The 21,158-nt window shown below is 38.8% G+C and carries 18 protein-coding genes; 4 read left to right on the top strand and 14 right to left on the bottom strand.

The genetic code is table 11. From position 1 onward, the window contains the following. Position 1: 1 nt before the first annotated feature. A complete protein-coding gene (locus tag FX988_RS18370; RefSeq protein ID WP_160181538.1) occupies positions 2-1,342 on the bottom strand; it encodes a UDP-glucose dehydrogenase family protein in 1,341 nt (446 codons plus the stop codon). A 431-nt stretch (positions 1,343-1,773) separates the two neighbouring features. On the opposite strand from FX988_RS18370, the gene FX988_RS18365 reads away from it, so the two are divergent. From FX988_RS18365 to FX988_RS18350, 4 genes are all read left to right on the top strand, one after another. Further along, positions 1,774-2,133 carry a hypothetical protein gene (locus FX988_RS18365; RefSeq protein WP_160181537.1) on the top strand — a complete coding sequence of 120 codons (360 nt, stop codon included), beginning with the start codon at positions 1,774-1,776 and terminating at the stop codon, positions 2,131-2,133. Between the two features lie 108 nt (positions 2,134-2,241). After that, entirely contained in the window at positions 2,242-2,925 is a 684-nt protein-coding gene (locus tag FX988_RS18360) for a YjbF family lipoprotein (RefSeq protein ID WP_160181536.1), read from the top strand. A gap of 13 nt (positions 2,926-2,938) precedes the next feature. Next, positions 2,939-3,736: a capsule biosynthesis GfcC family protein gene (locus FX988_RS18355; RefSeq protein ID WP_160181535.1), complete on the top strand. Its 798-nt coding sequence runs from the start codon at positions 2,939-2,941 to the stop codon at positions 3,734-3,736. Beyond that, positions 3,736-5,877: a YjbH domain-containing protein gene (locus FX988_RS18350; RefSeq protein ID WP_160181534.1), complete on the top strand. Its 2,142-nt coding sequence runs from the start codon at positions 3,736-3,738 to the stop codon at positions 5,875-5,877. Before FX988_RS18355 ends, FX988_RS18350 begins: the two co-directional genes overlap by 1 nt. Before the next feature lie 896 nt (positions 5,878-6,773). Here FX988_RS18350 and wecA read toward each other — a convergent pair. From wecA to FX988_RS18285, 13 genes are all read right to left on the bottom strand, one after another. Then, positions 6,774-7,841, bottom strand: coding sequence for a UDP-N-acetylglucosamine--undecaprenyl-phosphate N-acetylglucosaminephosphotransferase (wecA, locus tag FX988_RS18345; protein WP_160181533.1), 1,068 nt, complete (start codon positions 7,839-7,841; stop codon positions 6,774-6,776). A 335-nt stretch (positions 7,842-8,176) separates the two neighbouring features. Then, complete coding sequence (locus FX988_RS18340; RefSeq protein WP_160181532.1) at positions 8,177-9,040, bottom strand: glycosyltransferase; 864 nt, start codon at positions 9,038-9,040, stop codon at positions 8,177-8,179. A 369-nt stretch (positions 9,041-9,409) separates the two neighbouring features. Beyond that, positions 9,410-10,714 (bottom strand): lipopolysaccharide biosynthesis protein, encoded by a 1,305-nt coding sequence (locus FX988_RS18335; RefSeq protein WP_160181531.1) that lies wholly within the window; start codon positions 10,712-10,714, stop codon positions 9,410-9,412. Beyond that, positions 10,711-11,559 (bottom strand): glycosyltransferase family 2 protein, encoded by an 849-nt coding sequence (locus tag FX988_RS18330; RefSeq protein ID WP_160181530.1) that lies wholly within the window; start codon positions 11,557-11,559, stop codon positions 10,711-10,713. The genes FX988_RS18335 and FX988_RS18330 overlap by 4 nt, the downstream gene beginning before the upstream one ends. 50 nt (positions 11,560-11,609) lie before the next feature. Next, positions 11,610-12,791, bottom strand: coding sequence for an O-antigen ligase family protein (locus tag FX988_RS18325; protein WP_160181529.1), 1,182 nt, complete (start codon positions 12,789-12,791; stop codon positions 11,610-11,612). Next, on the bottom strand, positions 12,791-14,164 hold the full coding sequence (locus FX988_RS18320; RefSeq protein ID WP_160181528.1) for a surface carbohydrate biosynthesis protein: 1,374 nt from the start codon (positions 14,162-14,164) through the stop codon (positions 12,791-12,793). Before FX988_RS18320 ends, FX988_RS18325 begins: the two co-directional genes overlap by 1 nt. A 24-nt stretch (positions 14,165-14,188) precedes the next feature. Further along, on the bottom strand, positions 14,189-15,217 hold the full coding sequence (locus tag FX988_RS18315) for a nucleotidyltransferase family protein (RefSeq protein WP_160181527.1): 1,029 nt from the start codon (positions 15,215-15,217) through the stop codon (positions 14,189-14,191). Further along, a complete protein-coding gene (locus FX988_RS18310; protein ID WP_160181526.1) occupies positions 15,210-15,890 on the bottom strand; it encodes a cytidylyltransferase domain-containing protein in 681 nt (226 codons plus the stop codon). The genes FX988_RS18315 and FX988_RS18310 overlap by 8 nt, the downstream gene beginning before the upstream one ends. Then, positions 15,891-16,946: an N-acetylneuraminate synthase family protein gene (locus FX988_RS18305; protein ID WP_160181525.1), complete on the bottom strand. Its 1,056-nt coding sequence runs from the start codon at positions 16,944-16,946 to the stop codon at positions 15,891-15,893. After that, positions 16,930-17,802 carry a glycosyltransferase gene (locus tag FX988_RS18300; protein WP_160181524.1) on the bottom strand — a complete coding sequence of 291 codons (873 nt, stop codon included), beginning with the start codon at positions 17,800-17,802 and terminating at the stop codon, positions 16,930-16,932. Before FX988_RS18300 ends, FX988_RS18305 begins: the two co-directional genes overlap by 17 nt. A gap of 2 nt (positions 17,803-17,804) precedes the next feature. Further along, positions 17,805-18,947 (bottom strand): LegC family aminotransferase, encoded by a 1,143-nt coding sequence (locus FX988_RS18295; protein WP_160181523.1) that lies wholly within the window; start codon positions 18,945-18,947, stop codon positions 17,805-17,807. Positions 18,948-18,949: 2 nt separating this feature from the next. Then, entirely contained in the window at positions 18,950-20,140 is a 1,191-nt protein-coding gene (locus FX988_RS18290; RefSeq protein WP_160181522.1) for a UDP-N-acetylglucosamine 4,6-dehydratase, read from the bottom strand. 3 nt (positions 20,141-20,143) lie between these two features. After that, entirely contained in the window at positions 20,144-21,142 is a 999-nt protein-coding gene (locus FX988_RS18285; RefSeq protein ID WP_160181521.1) for a Wzz/FepE/Etk N-terminal domain-containing protein, read from the bottom strand. Positions 21,143-21,158: the final 16 nt, after the last annotated feature.

Raw genomic sequence — 21,158 nt, 5'->3', positions numbered from 1 at the left:
TTTATTGTCCTTTTACTGATAATCCACGACCTATTGCATAGTAATGCAAGCCGTATTCCAACATCATGTTGGGCTCAAATAAATTCCGTCCATCGAAAATCAATGGGGTCGAAAGCTTCTCTTTGATTAATTCAAAATCTGGTGCACGGAATGCTTGCCATTCAGTACAAATAACCAAGAAGTCAGCACCATTAAGGGCTGATTCCTTAGTACCAACTAACTCTAAATCGTCACGGCTACCGTAAATACGCTGCGTTTCTTCCATTGCTTCAGGATCATATGCTTTGACCTTAGCGCCGGCTTTCCACAAGTTTTCCATTAATACACGGCTTGATGCCTCACGCATATCATCGGTGTTAGGTTTAAATGACAAGCCCCAGATTGCGACTGTCTTGCCTTTCACATCACCGCCGAAGTGGCGCATGATGTATTCGAATAACTTTTCTTTTTGTGCGTAGTTAACTTCTTCTACCGCTTCTAATACTTTCGCTGTGTAGCCAACCCCTGTTGCACTGCGTACAAGTGCTTGAACATCTTTAGGGAAACATGAACCGCCGTAACCACAACCAGGGTAGATAAACTGGTAGCCGATACGTGGGTCTGAGCCGATACCACGACGCACATTTTCAATATCTGCGCCCATTAGTTCGGCCAAGTTAGACATTTCATTCATGAAGCTAATTTTTGTTGCTAGCATACAGTTAGCTGCATACTTGGTTAGCTCTGCGCTTTTAATATCCATCACAATAATTTTGTCATGGTTGCGGTTAAACGGTGAATAAAGCTCGCGGAGTTTTTTCTCAGCTGATTCACTCTGCGTACCTATGATGATGCGATCAGGGCGCATACAGTCATTCACCGCGGCCCCTTCTTTTAAGAACTCAGGGTTAGACACCACATCGAATGTAACGCTCTTACCAAGTGATTCTAGGGTCTCTGTCACTTTGGCATTTACCTTGTCAGCGGTTCCTACTGGAACAGTTGACTTGTTAATAATGATTTTGTGCGAGTCCATATGTTCAGCGATTGTTTTCGCCACAGACAACACATATTTTAAATCCGCTGAGCCGTCTTCATCTGGTGGGGTACCAACAGCGATAAAAATCACATCGCCGTGCTCTACACCGCGTGCGGCGTCAGTGGTGAAGTCAACTCGGCCCGCTTCATAGTTACTTTTCACCAAAGGCGTTAAGCCTGGCTCATAGATGGGTATGTGTCCTTGCTTTAATCTGTCGACCTTATTTTGATCTACATCAATACAAACCACATCGTGACCCACTTCAGCCATAACCGCAGCTTGGACTAAACCAACATAACCAATCCCAAATACTGTAACTTTCATCGAAATACTATTCCTTAAATTTTAATTGCAGGCAGATACTAACGCCCAATTATGACAAACATTTGATCCAATCAGCATAAGCAATTTCAATGCCTAAGCGCAAACCACGCACTTGCAGACCAGCGAGCCCTTTCAGCTGTCTTTTTTTCGCGACTAATATTGCATTTTAGCCTTTATTGAGTGCATTTGGGAATGCTTATAAAAAAAGAAAACAATTAACGCCCCTCTTCGCAAACGAAACACGAGTCAGCTGTCATTAACTCCGCTAAAAATATAGGCTGTTGAGATATTTTCAAATGGCCTCATATCCGTGTTTTATGCTGCTTACCCAAGAATTTAATGATTGTTTTATCTACACCTATTGAGGTCAGTAAATTATTCCATTAGAATCGAAGCAGTCTTGATTTCTACTTAACATGAAGGGATGTATTATGAAAAAGATTCTTATGGCTGCAACAGCAGCACTAGCACTTGCTGGTAACCCAGTAATCGCACAAGAAAATGCGGGTGGTTCTGAATCATCTAGCGCTACAGTGGGTGGTGTTGGTGTAGGTACTATCGCTGCCGGTGCAGTTGGCCTAGCTATTGCTGGTGCAATTGTGTCTAACAACCGTGGTAACTCAAACAATGTTGATGATGGCGGCGACCCTACGTGTGGCGAAGGCGAAACGCTAGTAGACGGTGAATGTGTACCTTCGACCACTACTACAGTCACTTCAACAGTTACAACGTCTGTAACTAGCACAGTAACGACTCCAGTCACTGTTACTGCAACAACGACTTCTTTATAAGTTGTATTTGTTGTTAAAAGCCGCCTTTTGGCGGCTTTTTTATTGTTAAGACTTTAATTTTAGTTAACATACCTCGCTTAATGATCTAATTCGGACATACGCCCACCCATGACCATCAAAACAATTGCGTTTGCCATTTTTGTGGCTATTGCTACGACCAGTTGTAGCGGCACGTATCACGCCTATTACGACACCCTAAAAATCGCATTTTCAGAGCCTAAAGATGCCGCCATGACATTAGCCCAAGTGGCCGAGTCGAAAATAGATGTAATGTCAGTGCAGCGAGGTGATAGACCCAAAGCTATTATGGCGCTCGCCTACCTCGAGAACGGTAGGCATAAATGGGTATCAGGTGACAACGCCATGTTTGTCATGGAACAAGGCCGAGTTGTACGCACTTTAGGGCTTAATAAAGACTTACTTTACTTAGGTAATAGCCAAGAGGATCCACTTAAACGCATCGCCAGTAGCGCTAGCAAAAATAGCAGCCAATGGCGGTACACGACAGATTGGTCCGGAGACGAATACGGTCATCCAATTGAATCCCGTTTCACGGCTCCAGAAAACGAAACACTAACCCTATTGAGTAAACCTATTCAAACCTATCATTACGTAGAGACGTTGAGTTATCAGGCCCCATCAGATTACCTGCGTTTTAATCAAAGCTGGCAAAATCATTACTGGTTTGATCAAAAAACCGGGGCTTTGGTCAAAAGCATTCAAACGCTGTCGCCCATTAGTGAGCCAGTAGAGTTCGTGTATTTAAGCCGCATCGCCCGTTTAGCCCATTAAGAAGTATGTAGTCATGAATAAGCTTATTAAAATAACCCTGCTAAACCTATGCATGTTTACCAGTGCTTTGCATGCCCAAGTAACCCTAACCTGGCAAAACCACACCCAAGCATACCCGCAGGCACTGCGATTAACAGAAGCACTAGCACCATTAATGCGCTCAGTAAAAGACAGCTCAAGCCACACGGTTTCTGGTTTTAGCAATGATGATATCAGTCGCATTTATTGGCCTGCAGCAGCCCTATATGAAACACAAGAGAGCAAGATAGCGCCTCTTAAAGCACAGCGCCGACGCTTGTTAGAAAAACTTACCAGGTTGCACCAACGCTTTGCGAATGATGATCGCGCCCTGCTCAGCGCAATCGATCAACTCACGCAGGTCGTTAATAGCTGGCAATTAGGTAAGCGTTCCCCCATAAAAATTGACCTTGACCTGGCACGTATACAACCACCTAATAACCCACTATTAACCGAAGGCGACTACACCTTGAGCGCCAAGCCCCGTTCAACGCAGGTGTTTATTACCGGAGCGGTAAATCAGACGCGAGTTGTGGCCCATCAGGCCTATCAAGATGTAAGCCAGTACGTACCAGCGAATATACGTATCGATAAAGCCAATCAGGATTATGTGTATGTGATCCAAGCTGATGGGCGGGTTATTTTTGCCCCCACCGCCTACTGGAACAAGCAACACCAAGAGGTCATGCCTGGCAGCCTGCTATTTGTGCCTTTTAATACCTCTTTATTCCACCCTGAACTAGCAGAAGTCAACGACCTTGTTGTGTCTTTAGCAAACAATAGGCTGCTGTAATGGCTAAAATGACAGAAACAAAACCGAAAAAATCTATGAAAATTACCTGGCTGACACTCGCATCTTCGTTAACCTGTTTAAGTAGCTACGCGCAGCAAGAATCAGACTACAACGACTGGAATATTTCCCCCGTGGGCAGCTCGCTTATGGTGCACGGCGGTACTGGCCTCATTCAAACGCCCACGTCACGTATGTTAACCGAAGGCGACTTACGGGTCAGTTACACTGATAACGATGAGTATCGCTTTTGGTCAGCCACCTTGCAGCTATTTCCATGGATGCAGGCTACTGTGCGTTACACTGACGTACGCACTCGACTTTATAGCCCCTTCCCTGGCTTCAGTGGCGACCAAACCTTAAAAGACAAAGGCATTGACGCTAAATTCCGCTTACTAAAAGAAAGCTACTACATGCCTGAATTATCGGTCGGCTTTCGAGATTTTGGTGGTACCGGCTTTTTCGAAAGTGAGTTTATCGGCCTGAGTAAACAAGTGGGCCCAGTAAACGTTCACCTTAATATGGGCTGGGGCTATTTGGGCACAGACGGTAATGTGTCTAATCCATTTTGCGACCTGACCGACAGTTTTTGCGACCGCCCAGGCGGGTTTACCGGCAATGGTGGCAAAATTGACTACCAACGTTTTTTTAAGGGGCCTTCGTCACTGTTTGGTGGTATTGAGTACCAGACGCCGTGGGAGCCATTACGCCTCAAAGTAGAGTATGAAGGCAACAATTACGTCAATGATCGCGCCGGAGCACTTGAGCAAGACAGCAACTGGAATTTCGGTGCTAATTATCGCTGGAATAATTTTGACTTCAGTGTGAATTACCAGCGTGGTAACACCATCGGTTTTGGGGTGAGCTACAACTTTAACCTGCATCAAATTAGCCAGCTAAAGTTTGACGAGCCACCTCGAGAGCTAAGCTCGAAACCTAAAGCAAGCTCGATAGAAGACATTAACCTAGCGCGCATGAACCGCGACTTATTCAGCCAGGCCGGTTTTATTACCACTGACAGCGACATAAGCGAAGAGCAGGTCACCGTTTATGGACAGCAAATTAGTTATCGAGACAGTGACGTCGGCATCGAGCGCATGGGCCGTATAATGGCATCAGAGCTGCCTGAGAGTATAAAACAGTACAAGGTAGTGAACACCAATGGCTCTGTGCCCTTAGTGCAAACTCAAGTAGATGCAGAGGCGTTTAAACGCGAAGCACGTTACGAAACCGTAACCCCAGATATAAAAAGCACCTACCAGCGCCAAGACATACAAAGCGACACGCTCGCCAACTATGATCCAGCGAATACCACAGGCTTTTTTACCGGTATTGAAACTTTTTGGGTACAAACCTTTGGCAACCCAGAAGATTTCTATCTTTACCAAGCAGGCATTCTGGCCAATGGTGGTTACAGTTTTAATGGTAAAACCAGCGTTGCAGGTACGATAAAAGTCAATATATTCGAGAATTTCGATAAGTTTAACTTTACCACGGACAGTGCTAACAGCACCTTGCCTCGTGTACGCACCAATGCCAGGGAATATGTGTCAGACAGAACTGTCACCATGGAAAACCTCTATTTACACTGGAATGACCGAATCGCCCCCAACTTGTATGCACAGGTGTATGGTGGTTATTTAGAAGCCATGTACGGTGGTGTAGGAGCTGAATTACTTTATCGGCCCGTCGACAGCAACCTCGCGTTTGGTTTTGACATCAACTACGTGCAGCAACGCTCTTGGGAAGATGACTTTGCCTTTTTCGATTACAAAGTGCTCACTGGCCATGCCAATATTTACTGGCAACCTAGCTTTTTACCTGACACACAACTGACCTTTAATATTGGCCAATACCTAGCTAAAGACAAAGGCGTGACGGTTGATTTTGCTAAGCGCTTCGATAGCGGCATAGTAGTCGGGGCATTTGCAGCATTTACTGATGTAAGCGCAGATGAATACGGCGAAGGTAGCTTTACCAAGGGCTTTTACTTATCAATACCCTTTGATCTATTTTCACTTAAATCATCTAAAGGTCGGGGGCGCTTACCCTGGATCCCGATTGCCCGTGACGGTGGCCAGCCATTGGTACGTCCTGTTACTTTGTACGGCACAACCAGCGAGCGCTCGCCATTTTCAAGATAATGTTCAGGCGTAAACTCAGGTTAAGCAATAAGAAAGAGCATTAAACTTAACTTGTTAGCCCTTTAAATAAGGGCTAACAAAACAACCATCATCACGTGAACAGTAAGCCGCTAGCCAGCAGCTGACTGTTCACGTTATTTTAATTAGAAAACTCTCACTCCTAACATAGAGACTGCTGGTTGTTCTCATTCCGTTCCCCTCTAGTACCAATTCCAACCGACAAATAACGTATTCCCCAAATCACCTGACCAATTATACCAAATCCATTAAATAATTGGCCTCTCAGAGTTCATCCAGCGGGTTTTGAACAAGGCGTCGGTGTGTAGTAATGGTTGTTCCCTTTCAAATACCGAGAACGTAGTGCAAAACCCGCTGGGGAATTCCCTTTGGGCGAATTTAAAAGGACTTACTCTGCGTTGCTCAAACTCGAAAAAGCACCACTATTACTTCATTTAAGCGTCTTGATTAAGTCCTTTTAAATTTTCGCTGAGTGGTTAATTATTTAATGGAATTGGTATTAAGCCAAGCTTCGAGTGCGTGCCAAATAACAGTTGGTATTCAGCCACGTGGATACAAAAGTGGCATCTCGAAATTATGTCTTACAAATAAACAGCAAGTGAGGGTAAATGAACATCACAAGAGAAATCACGGAGGAATAGTTTGAGCCTTGCGCCGAAATTGCGCGCTATAAAAGAGCGCTCTAAGCATCGTCCTTGTTTAGCAGTTCAGATGCTTCTAGGAGGTGAGTCAGCTCAATTTCGATGGGTAAAAGCATTCATGCCCAAATCGCTAATGCAATGCCAATAAAAAAGCCCTAAGTCAAAGACGAAGGGCTTAAAAAATCATACAGGAATGAATTAGTTAGTTAAATCTAGGAAAACTATAACTAACATTACTTAGTTTGTACTGCGTCTGAAAAAGCGAGACATCTTCCACACATGAATAAAGGAGTAATCATATAAGACAAATATCCCAATAAATAAACCTAGCATTACCACTTCAGGTATACCGTAATACTCACCCGCTAAACCAAACCCGGCCATTAACATAGCAATAGAGCCAATGGTAAACAGAGCTTGTACCGATGAGAAACCAAAACGCATAAATATATGATGTAAATGATCACGGTCTGCAGATAAGGGTGATTTACCTTTTTTCACTCGGCGGTGCATCACGGCAAACATATCCATTAAAGGTACCGCAATAATCCACAGCGCAGTGACGGGCCTAAAGCTTGCCGTGCCGTCCTGGGTGCCTAGCACCAAAAGCCAAATGACACTGAGGCCGATCATCATGCTACCCGCATCGCCCATGAAAATTTTACCGAAGAACTGCCTAAGTCCGCCTAAGTTGAACAATAAAAAGGCCGATAATGCTGCAACAAAAATGGCCGAAATAGTGAATAAATCGACGTTATTTGCCCAGTAAAATAGCACACATAAACTGCTAAAAGTCACGACACCTAACACGCCAACTAAGCCATCAATACCATCAGTCATGTTGAACGCATTAATCGCAGTCGCCACAGCGAGTAACGTTACAGGTAAGGCAAAAATACCCAAATTGACATTACCAAAACCAAGCAAGTCACCCATATCATAAAGCGCATGCCCTGCCCCAAGCACTAAAATCGACGCGATCAACAGCTGAGCAACCAAACGCACTTTTGCGCTCACATCGTAAAAGTCATCCAACGCGCCAATTAACACCATGAACGAGCAAGAAATCATATACAGATTAACCAGCTGTGACTCAGGTAAAAATACCTGCGACACAATCAAGACAGTAAAATAGATCGCGATACCGCCGATTAATGGAATTTCCCCTAAATGACGCTTACGCTCACACGGCCTATCCACTAACCCGATATTGGCAGCTAACGGCCGCAAACCTACAATAGACAAACAGGCTACAGCGAACGCCCACACAAACACTGAGTTGTAATCCCCAGATATAAAATCCATTGTATATCTCCAAAAATATTCTTCGACTATTGTAGCATGCAATTTATGAAGGAATCACTACGAAGATGTGGAAATATATTACTCATCAAAAACACTTGTGAATAAACTAGTGTATCTCTGATGATCAGTACAACTTTCAACCTTAATTTCCGACATGGCAGTAGTAGTACAAGTTAACTTAACGTTAAAAACGGTGTTTGGTGCTAGGCGTTATTAATCAGTTTATTTACTTGAAAGGTAAACGTTAAACAAGTCCAACAATAAAGCGCCTATTTAGTGAAATAGCCCCTTTACAAATGAATATTTTAACCACCAAATCGTCGCTCTAACAGGAGTTACCTCAAAATTTGATAAGCGATACGTGCAACACCTGTCGGAAGCAACCGTAACCCCCATATTCCAAACGCAAAAAATACATTTCTAACTGTTCGGCAATCTAGCTTTTCCATCGCATCTAATCTAGCTAAAAACTCTGAATTTGCTTTAGCCAGCCCTTTACGACGTTTAAGTACGGAGTCTTCGAATCGATACCTAATCAAAAAATCAGGAATATTTCCGAAGCCATACCCCCTTGCAGCTAACTCGACCCAAAGCGCATAATCCTCTGTTAGTTTGGTATCGATTGGGTACCTTACTCCATCTTCGAATATGGCGGAACGGAACATAACTGACGGATGAATAAACGGGCACCTCTTAATTATATCTCTCTTTAAAATTGAATTATCTTTCGGCAATGTCTTTTCAAACAGTTCAGAGCTTGACGAAGAAAATTCTCTACATCCAGTGCCTAACACATCAATAGCTGTATTTTTTTCCAGACACTCTACCTGCATTGCAACTCTGTTAAGCTCCGAAATATCATCCGCATCCATACGCCCGATATATTTATAACCAACTTTATTACCAAGAACGGTATCAATTAATTCATTCAAAGACTCAGCAAGCCCTTTATTCTCAGCTCTACGTGTAAAATTGAACCGTCCTTCTTTGGAACAGGTTCGCTCTTCTATTAACTGGGAGAAATAAACATCTATGTCACTTTGAATCGGGCCATCAGCTATAACAAAAAGGTCGCATGGGTAGCTTTGATCAAGTATGCTATCTACGGCAAGTTTAACTTCTGGTAACTTATCATTAATGTATACTGACATGATTATCGCCACGTCGGCACCAATGTCCATAAAGCCTTTCGACGCCATATTAAAACCCCTTTTTCAGGTATATTTTTATTACAGATAACATGTGTACCTTAAACCCTTTGACTTTGCTAACAGCAGATGTTTCAAAAGCCTGACACCAAAAATTTTCAAGGAAACTCTAAAAAGCTTAATATTATAAGATTTGTGAGCACTTTCGTTTTCAGATGACAAAACGTCAAAAATCTCACAACTATTATTAAAACAGGTTGACGTTTATACAGAAGCAACGTCAACCTTATCAATAAAAAACTTAAATTGTTGTAATTCTATCCCCAAGTACTATCCACTGCTATTTTGGTTTTCTCTATAGATTATCATTGACGTAAAACTCATAAAAACTGCATTAGGCGAGAGTTTAGTCATAAATTTTTAATAAATCTTAAACGGGTTAACCTTAAGCTTTCTAAGCACAACAAAACAGGAAACTAAACTAACAGATGTTAATGAAACAAACGTAGTCAAAGCTGCCCCCGATAAGCCAAAGTTAGGTATCAAAATTATAGCTAAGAGAAAACTAAATAATGAACAATATATTACAGACAACGAAAATTGTTTCTGATGCCCACTCATTTGCAATAAAAAATTCATTGTACCTATTAAAGAAGCTAAGAACTGTGCGGACAATATGACTAAAAGCGTGGGATACGCATCAATAAACTGAGGACCGAAAAGCTCTAGTATATTTTCACCAAAAACAATAATTAAAGTAAATAAAGGAAAAGAAAACATAAAAAGTAAACGATTTGAAAAAATAATTAAGCTTTGCAATTCTTCGGTGCTTTTTTTATCACAAACTTTAGCGAACATAGGTGAGATAACACGATTAATTGCTATTACAAGAAAACTTAACAGTATAGAAATCCTTTGGCATACCGAAAAATAGCTTAAATCAGTTGGGCTAGAATATTCAGCTAAAATGAATTGAACGACAAATATAGACATCTGGCTTACAACCTGCGAAACGAGAAGAGGGAAGGACATCGTAAACGTTTCGCGAAATCCTTGGTTTACTTTGACTAAATGAGAGTCACGTAGAAAAATAAAAAAAATAAAAATAAGAATTATATATACTGATAACACAAAAAGTAACAATACGTCTCTTACACTTGTGGGTTCAAGAACTACAAGAAGTAAAAAGAGTAAACATTGATACCCTAAACCAAAAGAGAACATAGACAAAAACACTCTATTTTTGGCTTGATAATATGATGAAAAAAGCAACTTTAGAGAGTATGCAGGCAGAACAATAGCAAGGAGTACCAAGTATTCACTAATTCTCCCACCACTAAAAAAACTAAAACCTAAGATGAGCTTATACAATATTAAAACAACTGACACTAAAAACGACGAAATCAGAATATATTTTAATAAAACGAAAAAGATTGAGCTCTGCTTTGAATAATCGAGATTAACAGCAATTAGCTTTACCAGAATATTATTCATTCCAAGCGAAGATATCGAATTAAGAAACAAAAGAGTAGCGATAAATAAAAAGTAATACCCTGAAAGTTCTGCACCTAAGCTTTTTGTTATAAGAGCTAGTAAAAAAAAACTTATGACCGATGATACTAATTTGAAAAAAAAAGTAATTGCACTATTAGAAAGAAGCACTGCATGCATCTTATTTCCATTAGTTACTTTTTTAATTAAATTTGAAACTAATGAAAGTTTCACGTCGAATATATCCCAAAGAAATTCATCGCGTGGTAAGGTATTAACAACAGCACACCTTTAGCTCTGCGATGTTTAACAAGCATACGAAATATCATCGGTAGCGACTTTATATAATTTCTTCGATGAACTGCTTTCGCAACGCTATAATCAAGAGACGCGTGTAATTTAGCGCAAGATTTCGTCGGTATACGGCCTAATAATTTGCTTTTAATAATTTGAGAGGCTCGAATGTGATTATTAAAGTTACTACTTATTTGACCATGGTTTACGTTAATAGTGTAGATCATATGGGAATTCTCGCTTGGGTAGAAACTAACACCTGCTAAAGCTAGAGCCAACCAAAAATCGTAATCCTGTAGAGCGGGTAAATTCTCATCAAACCCATTAACTCTCTCTAGTGCTAGCCTATTTAATGTTACAGAAGATGTCCCGCCAATGATATTTCCACACAGTAAATCTTCTAAAACTACATGTCTATTCGCGATATTCTTCTTGAGGACATGTTGTAACGAATTTGATAAAACAAATGTTTTTGATGAATAAAATCCTGCAGGTCTGTCGCCAATAGAATCAGCAACTAACTTCACATTCCTCAAATAATCTGGGCTCCACGCGTCATCATCATCCAAAAAAGATACGTAATTAGTATTAGCTTTTTTCAGGCCTAAGTTTCTGGTTGCCGACCCACCTATGCTTTGAACATTATAAATATAATCGACCTGTAGGTTAGAAAAGATATCAAAGAAATTTTTGTCTAGAGGTAAATCGGAATTATCGTCGATAACAACAACTTGCTTTGGAATGACGGTTTGTTCGTTAATGGACCTCAGTGCCCTAATCAACATGGAGGCTCTATTCCTAGTAGGTATCACAACTGTTACATCAAAGTACTCAATCACGCAGCGCTCTCTTTTAAGTATATACTAGCAGAGGAAGAGGAAGTTCTAATATTTGTACATATAACCCCTGTCAAAAAAAACAATATTGCTGAATCATAAATTGTAAAAGATTTCATAAAATTCATTAAAAAGAACAAATACATTGTGACTGCGACAGCATTATAATATTTATTAAAATTCAGGAAAAAGCAACTTTTGACACCTATAAACAAAAGCCATAGAGAGAAAAACAGCCCCAAAAATCCGAACTCAGTCCAAAATTCAAGTATAAAGTTATGTGGGTACTTATCTTTAGTATATTTATAAAGATTAGGCGTAGTCTCTCCGAGGCCATACCCAGTTAAATAAAACTCTCCAAGCGAATTGTAAACACGGCCGTAGACGTCTAACCTAGGTTCATTTTCAAAATTTGAGATTAAATCGAACATCCTAGCATACACAGCAGAATTTTGATAAAACTCAATAATTTCTTTGTAAAAGTAGGAAAAAATTAACATTCCAAGCAAAGATAAAGTGGCAATGTATATAGCTTTAGATTTGTTCGTCAACAAAAATAAAGGGGAGATAATTAAGTAAAAAAAAGCGAATATAAAAGCAGCCCGTGACTGCATCGATAATAGTCCAACCCAGTTGATTAATGCTATTACGATAAAAAGAATTTTAATTTTAATACTCTTAGCTAGCAATACTCCTGGAACACAGATGCAAGTGGAAAGAGCTACAACAAAGCTCATAAGCAAATAATTAATACCGGAACTATAAAGATAAGACCGATTTAAAATAAGCATTGAAGATTGAATAACTGAAAATAACAAGACAACAAAAACAATAACTTTAAGCGAATCTTTATTAACACACCTCGCGCTAAAAAAAAGAATAAAGCAAGCGAGAATTTCAAATAAATTTGTATAATTTGGTGATTCAATGTAATAAGTAGAAACACATGCATAAATTAATATAGAAGAAAAAAAACTAATAGATATAAAAACTTGCTTACTAAGTTTTCCGTCACCTTTAATTAATTTTCCTATATATATAAGCGATGAGATAAAAACTAGCACAAAAAAATATAAGTAGATGAGATCAAACCTAAAGACTGTTTTTATAGTTTGATTACATATAAATAAGCCAGCAAAAAGGCCCATCAAGTAATATAATGGAGTTTTAGACAGGATCATCAGTTGCTTTCTACAACAAACACCTGCTTGCTACAGTAAGTAACTTTAACGTCGCAACCTAGTATCCTTGACATCGTGGAAACCTTCTCGACGATTTGGGTTTTATCAAAGCACTCAAAACGTTTTTTATAATCTAAATAATTTCCTCGGCGCCCCGTGAAAATAAAATAGGAATATTTAGAGAATAAGTAAAGCTTGTGCAATAACGACAGGCTAATTATTGTTAAATTTGCTACTGCACGTGATTCATGTTTTTCTTTGTCTGCCTTTTCAAGTAACTTCAATACATTGTTCGCTGTATCAATGCTTCGGAAATTTTCGAAAAGTGAATGCGCTTTCTCTTGATCATTTAAAATAGCTTCATATTCAACAGTTTCAATTTTATCTATAAACTCTGTTACTTGCTTATTCGTATTCAAAGTAACACCGCATATATTAGCAAGATATACATCGTAATCGTCTGTACTTCCATTGGAAAAGTTGACTACAGGCTTTCCGGCTAAAGTCGCTTCTATGGCCGTCGTACACCCATTATGGATTAATAGCTTGCACGCCAACAACCAAGGAGTTACGGGCCCTTCATACTTAACATGTACGTTATTTACACCCTGAAAAATTTCTTCATAATATTTACTATTCTCACTAGGATGGGGGCGAAGCACTATATTTTTATTTGGATAAATTAAAGCTAAATGATTAACAAGCTCAACAATCGATGCTATTGAAAACATCTGATTTTTCCATCGTTTGAATCTATAATTGCGATGCTCAGAGTTTTTAGCATCATAAGATAATGTTTTTTTAAATATAAATTTAACGCCGTTTTCACCATTGTTAGAATAAGAAAATGCTGTGTTGACTAGAATGAAATCTCCAAACTCTTTTTTTAATGCCGTAGTTTCGTTGGAAAAATAATCATTGTATTTCTTGTTATATAAATCAAAACGAGGATGCCCAGTACATTTAACTGTAGCTTTAGTTACCTCGCGATTTTTATTAAATTTTTCTTGCCACTGCCCCCAAGTAGCTACGAAATCATTAGATTCTAAAACTGAAGGTCTCTCTGCTTGTTCTAATATTATTTTCCAGTCATCTTCATTTCCTGGCCAAACAGCTCCCTCTTCATTTAGATGTACCAAGTTAAATTCGTGGCGCTTTAAGCGCTTATAGTAGGCATCATCAGAAAACATTGGTTTTCCAAAAAGATGCTTTCCATAAAAGACACCATTTTTTACAAAGTAAGAAAGATTGCGAATGAGTTGCTGATCACCAACAATGACTTTACGTTTTTTTTTAGCTGCAAGAATAGCCATAAGAATTTTATGATCTAGCTCACGTGACGTTGTTTCGATCGGAAATAAGAAGTTTGACATTTAATAATTCTCTACGATTTAAATCTATTTTAAATGCTGCATATCGGCGTTAGCTTGAAGTAAGTCTTCCCTCTTACCAATATCGATCCAATAGTCATTCACTTCAAAAGTCGCTGGGGTCAATCCCTCTAACATTAATCTCTCAAATAGTGAAGGCATGTCGTAAAATTTGTTCTTAGGAATAAATTTTGTAACGTTGGGGCTTAATAAGTAAATACCTGCATTAACATCAAAAGTAAAATTAGGTTTTTCATCAATTGATTTTAGATGCCCTCCTTTATTGCTAATAACACCGTAAGGAATCTGGATTTGGTACTGTCGAACGCACATTGTCGCTGGAGCGTCCATCTTCTCATGAAAATTCAGTAAAGATACAAAATCCAAATTTGTTAAAATGTCGGCATTGATGACGAAAAAAGGTGCATTAAAATCTTGATTAATTAGGCTTAAAGCACCAGCTGTTCCCATGCGGACTTCTTCTTCTACATAAGAAATTTTTACACCAAAATCACCACCATCTTTAAAGTAGCTTTGAATAACGTCTTTTTTATAATTTACACAAAATATGAATTTACAGAAACCTTGTTCTCTAAATAGCTCTACTAGATGCTGTAGCATCGGCTGATTGCCCACTTCAAGCATAGGTTTAGGTGTGCTTTTTGTAAGCTCACCTAGTCTACTTCCGAGTCCCCCTGCCATTATAACAACTTCATTATCTCTCGTAATAAACTCTATATCATCAAAAGAAAAAACCCCTTTATACAAGCCTTTTTCATCGACCAGTGGCATGTGTCTACGATGAAGTGTTTTTAATCGTGAAATTATACTTTCCTTTGAAGATCTATAATTCATGACCTCCGGGTTCTTGTTAATGATACTGTTTAGGTCGAAACTTTTCTTTAAGAAAGCTCGACGTATATCGCCGTCAGTCAAAATTCCAACTAGCAACATCTCCGGGTTAACTACTGCAATAAAACCCAAACCACCTTTATCAATCGCCTCGACTGCCATTTCAAATGTACTGTCACATTTAAGAACAAAAGTATTACTCACTTCGTTTCCTCATTAAATATTCTGCGTATTCGAAGTCATCAATTGAATCAATATCAACCGAGCTTTTTCTATCCATGACATAAGCAAATGAATTACTTGAGTAATATTCTCTCTTCTCTATCAGTTCGCGTTTAAATACGAAAATAGCCCCATTTGGATAATAAGTACTCTGGTTATTCTGCCTATTAGCTATATTCTCAGAAAATAAGTTTTCAAATGAACCATCTTCCTTTATATATTTATGCCATGATATAGGGTGATCTTCTTCTGTATAACTAACTACAGAATCCGCCTTTTTTCGGAAAAAAAGTTCTATGGCAGAGTCAATATCATGACTATCACGTAAGGGAGAAGTTGGTTGAAGTACAATAAAATTACTTACATCATAATGAAATTCTCGCTCTAAACGATTAAGCGTATACAAATAATTATCGATTGCATGTGCGTCATCTGTTGCTAGTGCACTAGGCCTAAGAAACGTATCCTCCGCACCATATGTTAATCCTGCTTCGTAGATATTTCGATCATCCGTTGATACAACTACTTTACTTATACTATGAGACTTAAGCGCCTGCTCGATAGTATGAGCAATTAATGGTTTACCAAGTAATGGCTTAATATTTTTCTTAGGGAGGCCTTTAGAACCTCCTCTAGCCGGGATTATAGCGAGCATTTACGTCAAGTCACTCTTCATTAATATATGATCTACTTCTAAATCCTTATTTACGGATAATCCAATGATAAACTCAGAGAGTTCCGGTTTGATTCCGACACCGGGACGTTTATAGTCTATATCATTACGAGTAATCACTTCACCTGCTTTGAAACTACGAGTTAAAACAATGCTTCGTCTGAACTCAGCTTTCTTTTCATCCGATTCAGTGGCTCTTATTCGATAATCACCTAATGCTTCTGTAATTCGACTAGCCCCATTAACGATAATAGCTAACTCATCCTTGGTAGCTGAAACTTTATGGTCCCAGCCCTCCATGTTTTTATCTAAAGTAAAATGCTTTTCTATCAGTGCAACTCCAAGTGCGACTGACGCTAAGGGAATTTCGGTGCCTATAGTGTGGTCAGAAAATCCAATTGGATAATCGGGGTAAGCTTTAGCTAGGGTTATAATATTGTTTAAGTTAACATCACTATCTACAGGCGGATACGTCGACACACAATGTAGAATACAAATGTTATTGTTTCCCGCACCTTCAATTGTTCTAACTGCTTTATCTATCTCATGTAGTTCGCTAAGACCCGTAGAAATAATCATTGGCAAGTTTTTTCTAGCCAAATATTCTAAAAAAGGAAGATTATTCAAATCCATCGATGCAACTTTTATAAATGGAGATTGCAACTCATCAACTAGGAAGTCTGCTTCGGCTTGGTTAAAGGGAGTTGAAGAGCAATCGATACCGACTTCATCGGCAAATTTTTTCATCTCTAAAAGCTCTTGAGCAGAAATTGAATATTCTTCGACAATCTCCTCCAAAGTAAAGTCCGTTCTATCTCGATAGTCATCAGCTATAAAATAGTTGTCTTCATATTTCTTCTTTGCAAAGATTGAATCTTTTGACCAACTTTGAAATTTCACACAGTTAGCACCAGCTTCCTTCGCTTCGATAATTAATTTCTTAGCTAGTTCCATATTTCCATTATGATTTGATCCTAATTCGGCTATAATATAGGGTGTTGAATTATTTTTTAAATCAAAACTATTTGTAATTTTCATTTTTAAATTCCGTCAAATTTATAAGTTCCCACCAGAGCGGGTTTGTTATTTGGTTTACTTGCTTCAAATAGCTACTTTCATTTGTAAGAATGAACTTTTCTAGAAGTTTAATATCCTCTAAACATTTTCTATACCGTGAATCATCGGAAAGCAGAGTTGTGAAATGGACGATTTTCACCTTTATAATATGGCGTAGTTCCTCGCTATCTATGGTTTTAAAGCCAATAGTATTTTCCGAGTATTGCCTATAAAACGTCGTACAAAATTTGGTATAACAAGCTGTTTTACCTCGTCCTAATAGTAAAGAAAAGAAATACCAATCCACTGCTACCAAATTATTGGGAAAGTCGACAGTAAAATCATCAAGGCAACTCAGATTTATTCCCGTATTCGAAAAACCAAGTATATTTTTATCAAGTATATCATCTGCGGCAATAGACTCACCTTCAAATAGCCGGTCTCCAAAATAATCCTCAGCTTCATCGATATTCTGTCCAAATGGGATTATTTGGTTAAACACAACATCATTGCTTTTCAATTTAGATAATGTAACTTCTATTCGATTATCAGAAAAGTAGTCATCACAATCACCAAATATAGCAAATTTATAGTTCGCCTTTCGCGCGTGTGAAATCATTATCTCCCGATTTTTAGCTATGTTGCCGGCAGACTTCAATTCATAAATAGCTAAACTAGGGAATATACGCCTGATTTTATCCAACTCCCTAAAACCATCATTTACTAAAATAAGATCAAAATTCTTAAATGTCTGATTAGCCAGAGATGAAAAATACTCAAAGATATAATTTTCATCAGTAGGAAAAATAGTTGTAAGAAAGGCTGTTTCACTCTTCATAACTACCCCAAGGGCGAGCTTGGTAAGTTTACCAAGCGCTGACCAATAAATTCTGAATTGGTTAAATCACCTCTCTTAGATTCATTGTACATTGGTAGCGTGTGCATAAGCTGCCATATAGGTCTCGTCATTATTCCGGACTGATTTGTAGTCTTAATTAACTCATCACGGGAATGCCTATCTGTACAAATAACTGCATTCAACCAAAAGTTTGAACTGCCATACTCGGGCTCATCTACAAATTGAAACTCAGTATCCTCAAAGAAAGATTTATATTTCATTGCTAATTCACGTTTAGAAGCAAGAAATTTTACTAGTGATTCCATTTGCGCGCAGCCAAGAGCTGCATTCAAATTGGGCATTCGATAGTTGAAGCCAGGCTCGTCGTGATAAAATTCATACGGATGAGGTACTTTAGCAGTCGTTGTTACGTGCTTCGTACGTTCTCCTGATTCAACTGATTTGCAGAGAACCATCCCTCCACCACCAGTGGTGATAACTTTATTTCCATTAAAACTTAGTGCGCCAAAATCACCAACCGTGCCTGTATGAGCACTTTTATAGTATGAACCTAAACTCTCAGCAGCATCTTCAATTAAAGTTAAGTTCCACTTTTTACAAACGCTTAAGATCTCATCTAACTCTACTGGATGCCCAAATGTGTGCATTGGCATGACTGCTCGTATAACTTGTTTTGTATTCGTGTATACGCAAACACCGTCGAAATTCAAACTAGCATTATTTTCAAGATACTCTTCTAATGCGATAGGGCATAGCCCTAAGCTAGTTCTAGAAACATCAACGAAGACAGGCTCAGCTCCCATATGATAAAGTGCGTTGCAGGTCGCGACGAAAGTAAGTGATTGCGTTATAACCAAATCGCCCCGCTTTACGCCGCTCATATACAGTGCTGTATGTAATGCCGCCGTACCGTTAACTGTAGCTACTGCTTTAGCGGTACCTGTAAAAACGGCAATATCGTTCTCAAACCGAGTCACGAATTCACCAACACTCGAAACAAAGGTGCTATCTATAGTTTCAGCAACATATTTTTTTTCATTTCCAGAAAAAGTTGGAGCATGAAGTGGAATAAACTCGTTGGTCCCATATAGTTGTTTGATAAAATCAATTAACTTAGTATTCATCGTTACATCTTGCCGTCTAGGTATTTACCTGTTTCTTTATGGCCAAAATCAGGAAGCATTTTGAAAAATAAGTTAACGATCTCCTCTTTAGTCCAACTTTTCTTGTCCTTCATTGTAGATATCGTTAATTCAAATAGTTGTAACAATTCGTCGTTAAAGCTTTCACTATTTTTAATAATTCCTAAATTGACAAAACGTTCCATATCTAAGACTTCATTATCGGTGAAAAATTCTTCAAAATCCTTCTCTCCAGTAGTATCACTAGTAGTAAAAAGACATGGCCACTTCCCTTGCGCTGGCAACGTAAGAGCCAGCTCTCTAGCTTCTTCTTCAGAATCACATAGGTAGGCTTCGTAACCTAAGTCGGATAGGAATTTAATCGCAATGTCCGCAAAGGAAATTAAATGTAGAGACTCACTTAACTTTGGAAAAAATATATCTCGATTTTCACCGAATATACATGACATCAAACACAATTCACCTGACTCTTGAGGAGTAACGAAATAACGTTTTATATCACTCGGGGCAACTATTGGCTGGCGCTTTTGAATTCGTTGATTAAATCCATGTAATAAAGAGCCGTCTGAAAACGCAACGTTTGCAAATCGAGCCGTCGAAATTTCAATTTCATGGCTTTTGCGCATCAAAAACATTTCCATTATGCGTTTCGATGCCCCCATCATATTTACCGGATTTGCGGCTTTATCCGTAGACACACAAAAGTATTTTTTAGTACCTTTTTCAATACACTGTTGTATTGTTTTATCTGTATTAAAAATGTTTACATCTACCATACGCATAAGAGTAAAAGGATCTTTTTCGCTACGGACATGCTTTAAAGCAGACAAATTAAGCACATAGTCGAAACTGCCATCAGCTTTAATGAATGCATCATACTCAAGCGAGCCAATATCTAAGGCAAATGTTTGGAAATCACCGTCAATATACCCAAACGAACTCCTCACATCTCGTACCAGTTCAACCATATTATTTTCACTGATATCAACCACATGTAGTTTTTTAGGATTTCGCTTAAATATCTCCTTTACGACCGCTTGCCCTATCGAACCAGCACCACCTAACACTAAAAATGAAGAGCGCTCTATTATTTCCTGTAGTCTTGAATCATGTTTGGAAATATCATCAATGAATAAATGTTTATTGCGCCCTATCAAGGAAAGAATATTTGACATTACTTACTCCTCACGCTGAGAGTTTTCACTAAAAAAACGTGTAAAAATTATTATTATTCCCAACCCACAACCTGCAAACAAAGAGAATAAAATAATTAATACTCTTCTTGGACTCGACTTTTTTTCAGGTATTTCTGCAGAGTCGATCGTTTTAAATGCGTATTCCTCTCGTACCTCTGCAAACATTAACGTTTTAGCTTGCTCTTCAATTAATTGAAAAAGCAAAGTTCTTTGCTCAACCACTGTAGTTTTATTTATTTGCGACTCCAAGTATTTAATGCTGCGCTCTGCTTCATTTTTTTCACGCATCTTCATATCAGAATTAATATCCTGAATTAACCAATCAACCCACTGTTTAGCTACATCAGGCGAGTAGTGTTCAATACTAATGTTAACCATGCCTGTCTCAATGCTTTTATCAACAGAAAATAATTTCTCAAATTCTTGTTTAGCCTCCTGCATCGACGGTTTAGCTTTTTTGGGAGCTCTAACCTCTCTTACCCATTCTCCGCTTTCAGATGAATAAATTTCTTCATCGTAAATCACGGTATTCGAAGCCATATCCCAGCCTTTAGCCGCCATCAAATCAGGTAAAATATCGTGTTTTTCAGCGAATTTAGCAAAGAATTCTCGGGATTTAAGTATCTCAATAGCGAGTGCAGTCTTGTCGGTTTTCCCTCCACCTAGATTCACGCCCGCAAGGGATGCTAAGCCCCCTAGTTGACCTGAAAGACCTGAAAGTCCGCCTTGCTGATCTGTATCCGCAGGGGCAAGTAGGGCTTCTGATTTATAGATATTCGGTAGACTCAAGGCATAAAACACAGAGGCGACAGCAAAGATTGCGGTAATCGCAATAATAATCCACTTGCCGCGCCAAATTACATTCCATAGCTCGCGTAAATCTATTTCATCGTCGTTGTTTTGCGCCTGAAACATGTCCGGCGATATGGCAACGTATTGAATCTTATCTTTTTCTGACGTGTTATTTTTCGTATCAGTCATTTCAATTACTCAAATT

It is taken from the genome of Paraglaciecola mesophila (genome assembly GCF_009906955.1).
GTDB lineage: Bacteria > Pseudomonadota > Gammaproteobacteria > Enterobacterales > Alteromonadaceae > Paraglaciecola > Paraglaciecola mesophila_A.
The sequence above is the reverse complement of the archived record's forward strand: the minus strand, read 5'-3'. Positions and strand labels throughout refer to the sequence as shown.

Excerpts from the sequence above, each read along its gene's own strand:
- FX988_RS18370 (WP_160181538.1), bottom strand. The coding sequence starts at position 1,342 with ATGAAAGTTACAGTATTTGGGATTGGTTATGTTGGTTTAGTCCAAGCT.
- FX988_RS18365 (WP_160181537.1), top strand. The coding sequence starts at position 1,774 with ATGAAAAAGATTCTTATGGCTGCAACAGCAGCACTAGCACTTGCTGGT.
- FX988_RS18360 (WP_160181536.1), top strand. The coding sequence starts at position 2,242 with ATGACCATCAAAACAATTGCGTTTGCCATTTTTGTGGCTATTGCTACG.
- FX988_RS18355 (WP_160181535.1), top strand. The coding sequence starts at position 2,939 with ATGAATAAGCTTATTAAAATAACCCTGCTAAACCTATGCATGTTTACC.
- FX988_RS18350 (WP_160181534.1), top strand. The coding sequence starts at position 3,736 with ATGGCTAAAATGACAGAAACAAAACCGAAAAAATCTATGAAAATTACC.
- wecA (WP_160181533.1), bottom strand. The coding sequence starts at position 7,841 with ATGGATTTTATATCTGGGGATTACAACTCAGTGTTTGTGTGGGCGTTC.
- FX988_RS18340 (WP_160181532.1), bottom strand. The coding sequence starts at position 9,040 with ATGGCGTCGAAAGGCTTTATGGACATTGGTGCCGACGTGGCGATAATC.
- FX988_RS18330 (WP_160181530.1), bottom strand. The coding sequence starts at position 11,559 with ATGTTGATTAGGGCACTGAGGTCCATTAACGAACAAACCGTCATTCCA.
- FX988_RS18325 (WP_160181529.1), bottom strand. The coding sequence starts at position 12,791 with ATGATCCTGTCTAAAACTCCATTATATTACTTGATGGGCCTTTTTGCT.
- FX988_RS18320 (WP_160181528.1), bottom strand. The coding sequence starts at position 14,164 with ATGTCAAACTTCTTATTTCCGATCGAAACAACGTCACGTGAGCTAGAT.
- FX988_RS18310 (WP_160181526.1), bottom strand. The coding sequence starts at position 15,890 with ATGCTCGCTATAATCCCGGCTAGAGGAGGTTCTAAAGGCCTCCCTAAG.
- FX988_RS18305 (WP_160181525.1), bottom strand. The coding sequence starts at position 16,946 with ATGAAAATTACAAATAGTTTTGATTTAAAAAATAATTCAACACCCTAT.
- FX988_RS18300 (WP_160181524.1), bottom strand. The coding sequence starts at position 17,802 with ATGAAGAGTGAAACAGCCTTTCTTACAACTATTTTTCCTACTGATGAA.
- FX988_RS18295 (WP_160181523.1), bottom strand. The coding sequence starts at position 18,947 with ATGAATACTAAGTTAATTGATTTTATCAAACAACTATATGGGACCAAC.
- FX988_RS18290 (WP_160181522.1), bottom strand. The coding sequence starts at position 20,140 with ATGTCAAATATTCTTTCCTTGATAGGGCGCAATAAACATTTATTCATT.
- FX988_RS18285 (WP_160181521.1), bottom strand. The coding sequence starts at position 21,142 with ATGACTGATACGAAAAATAACACGTCAGAAAAAGATAAGATTCAATAC.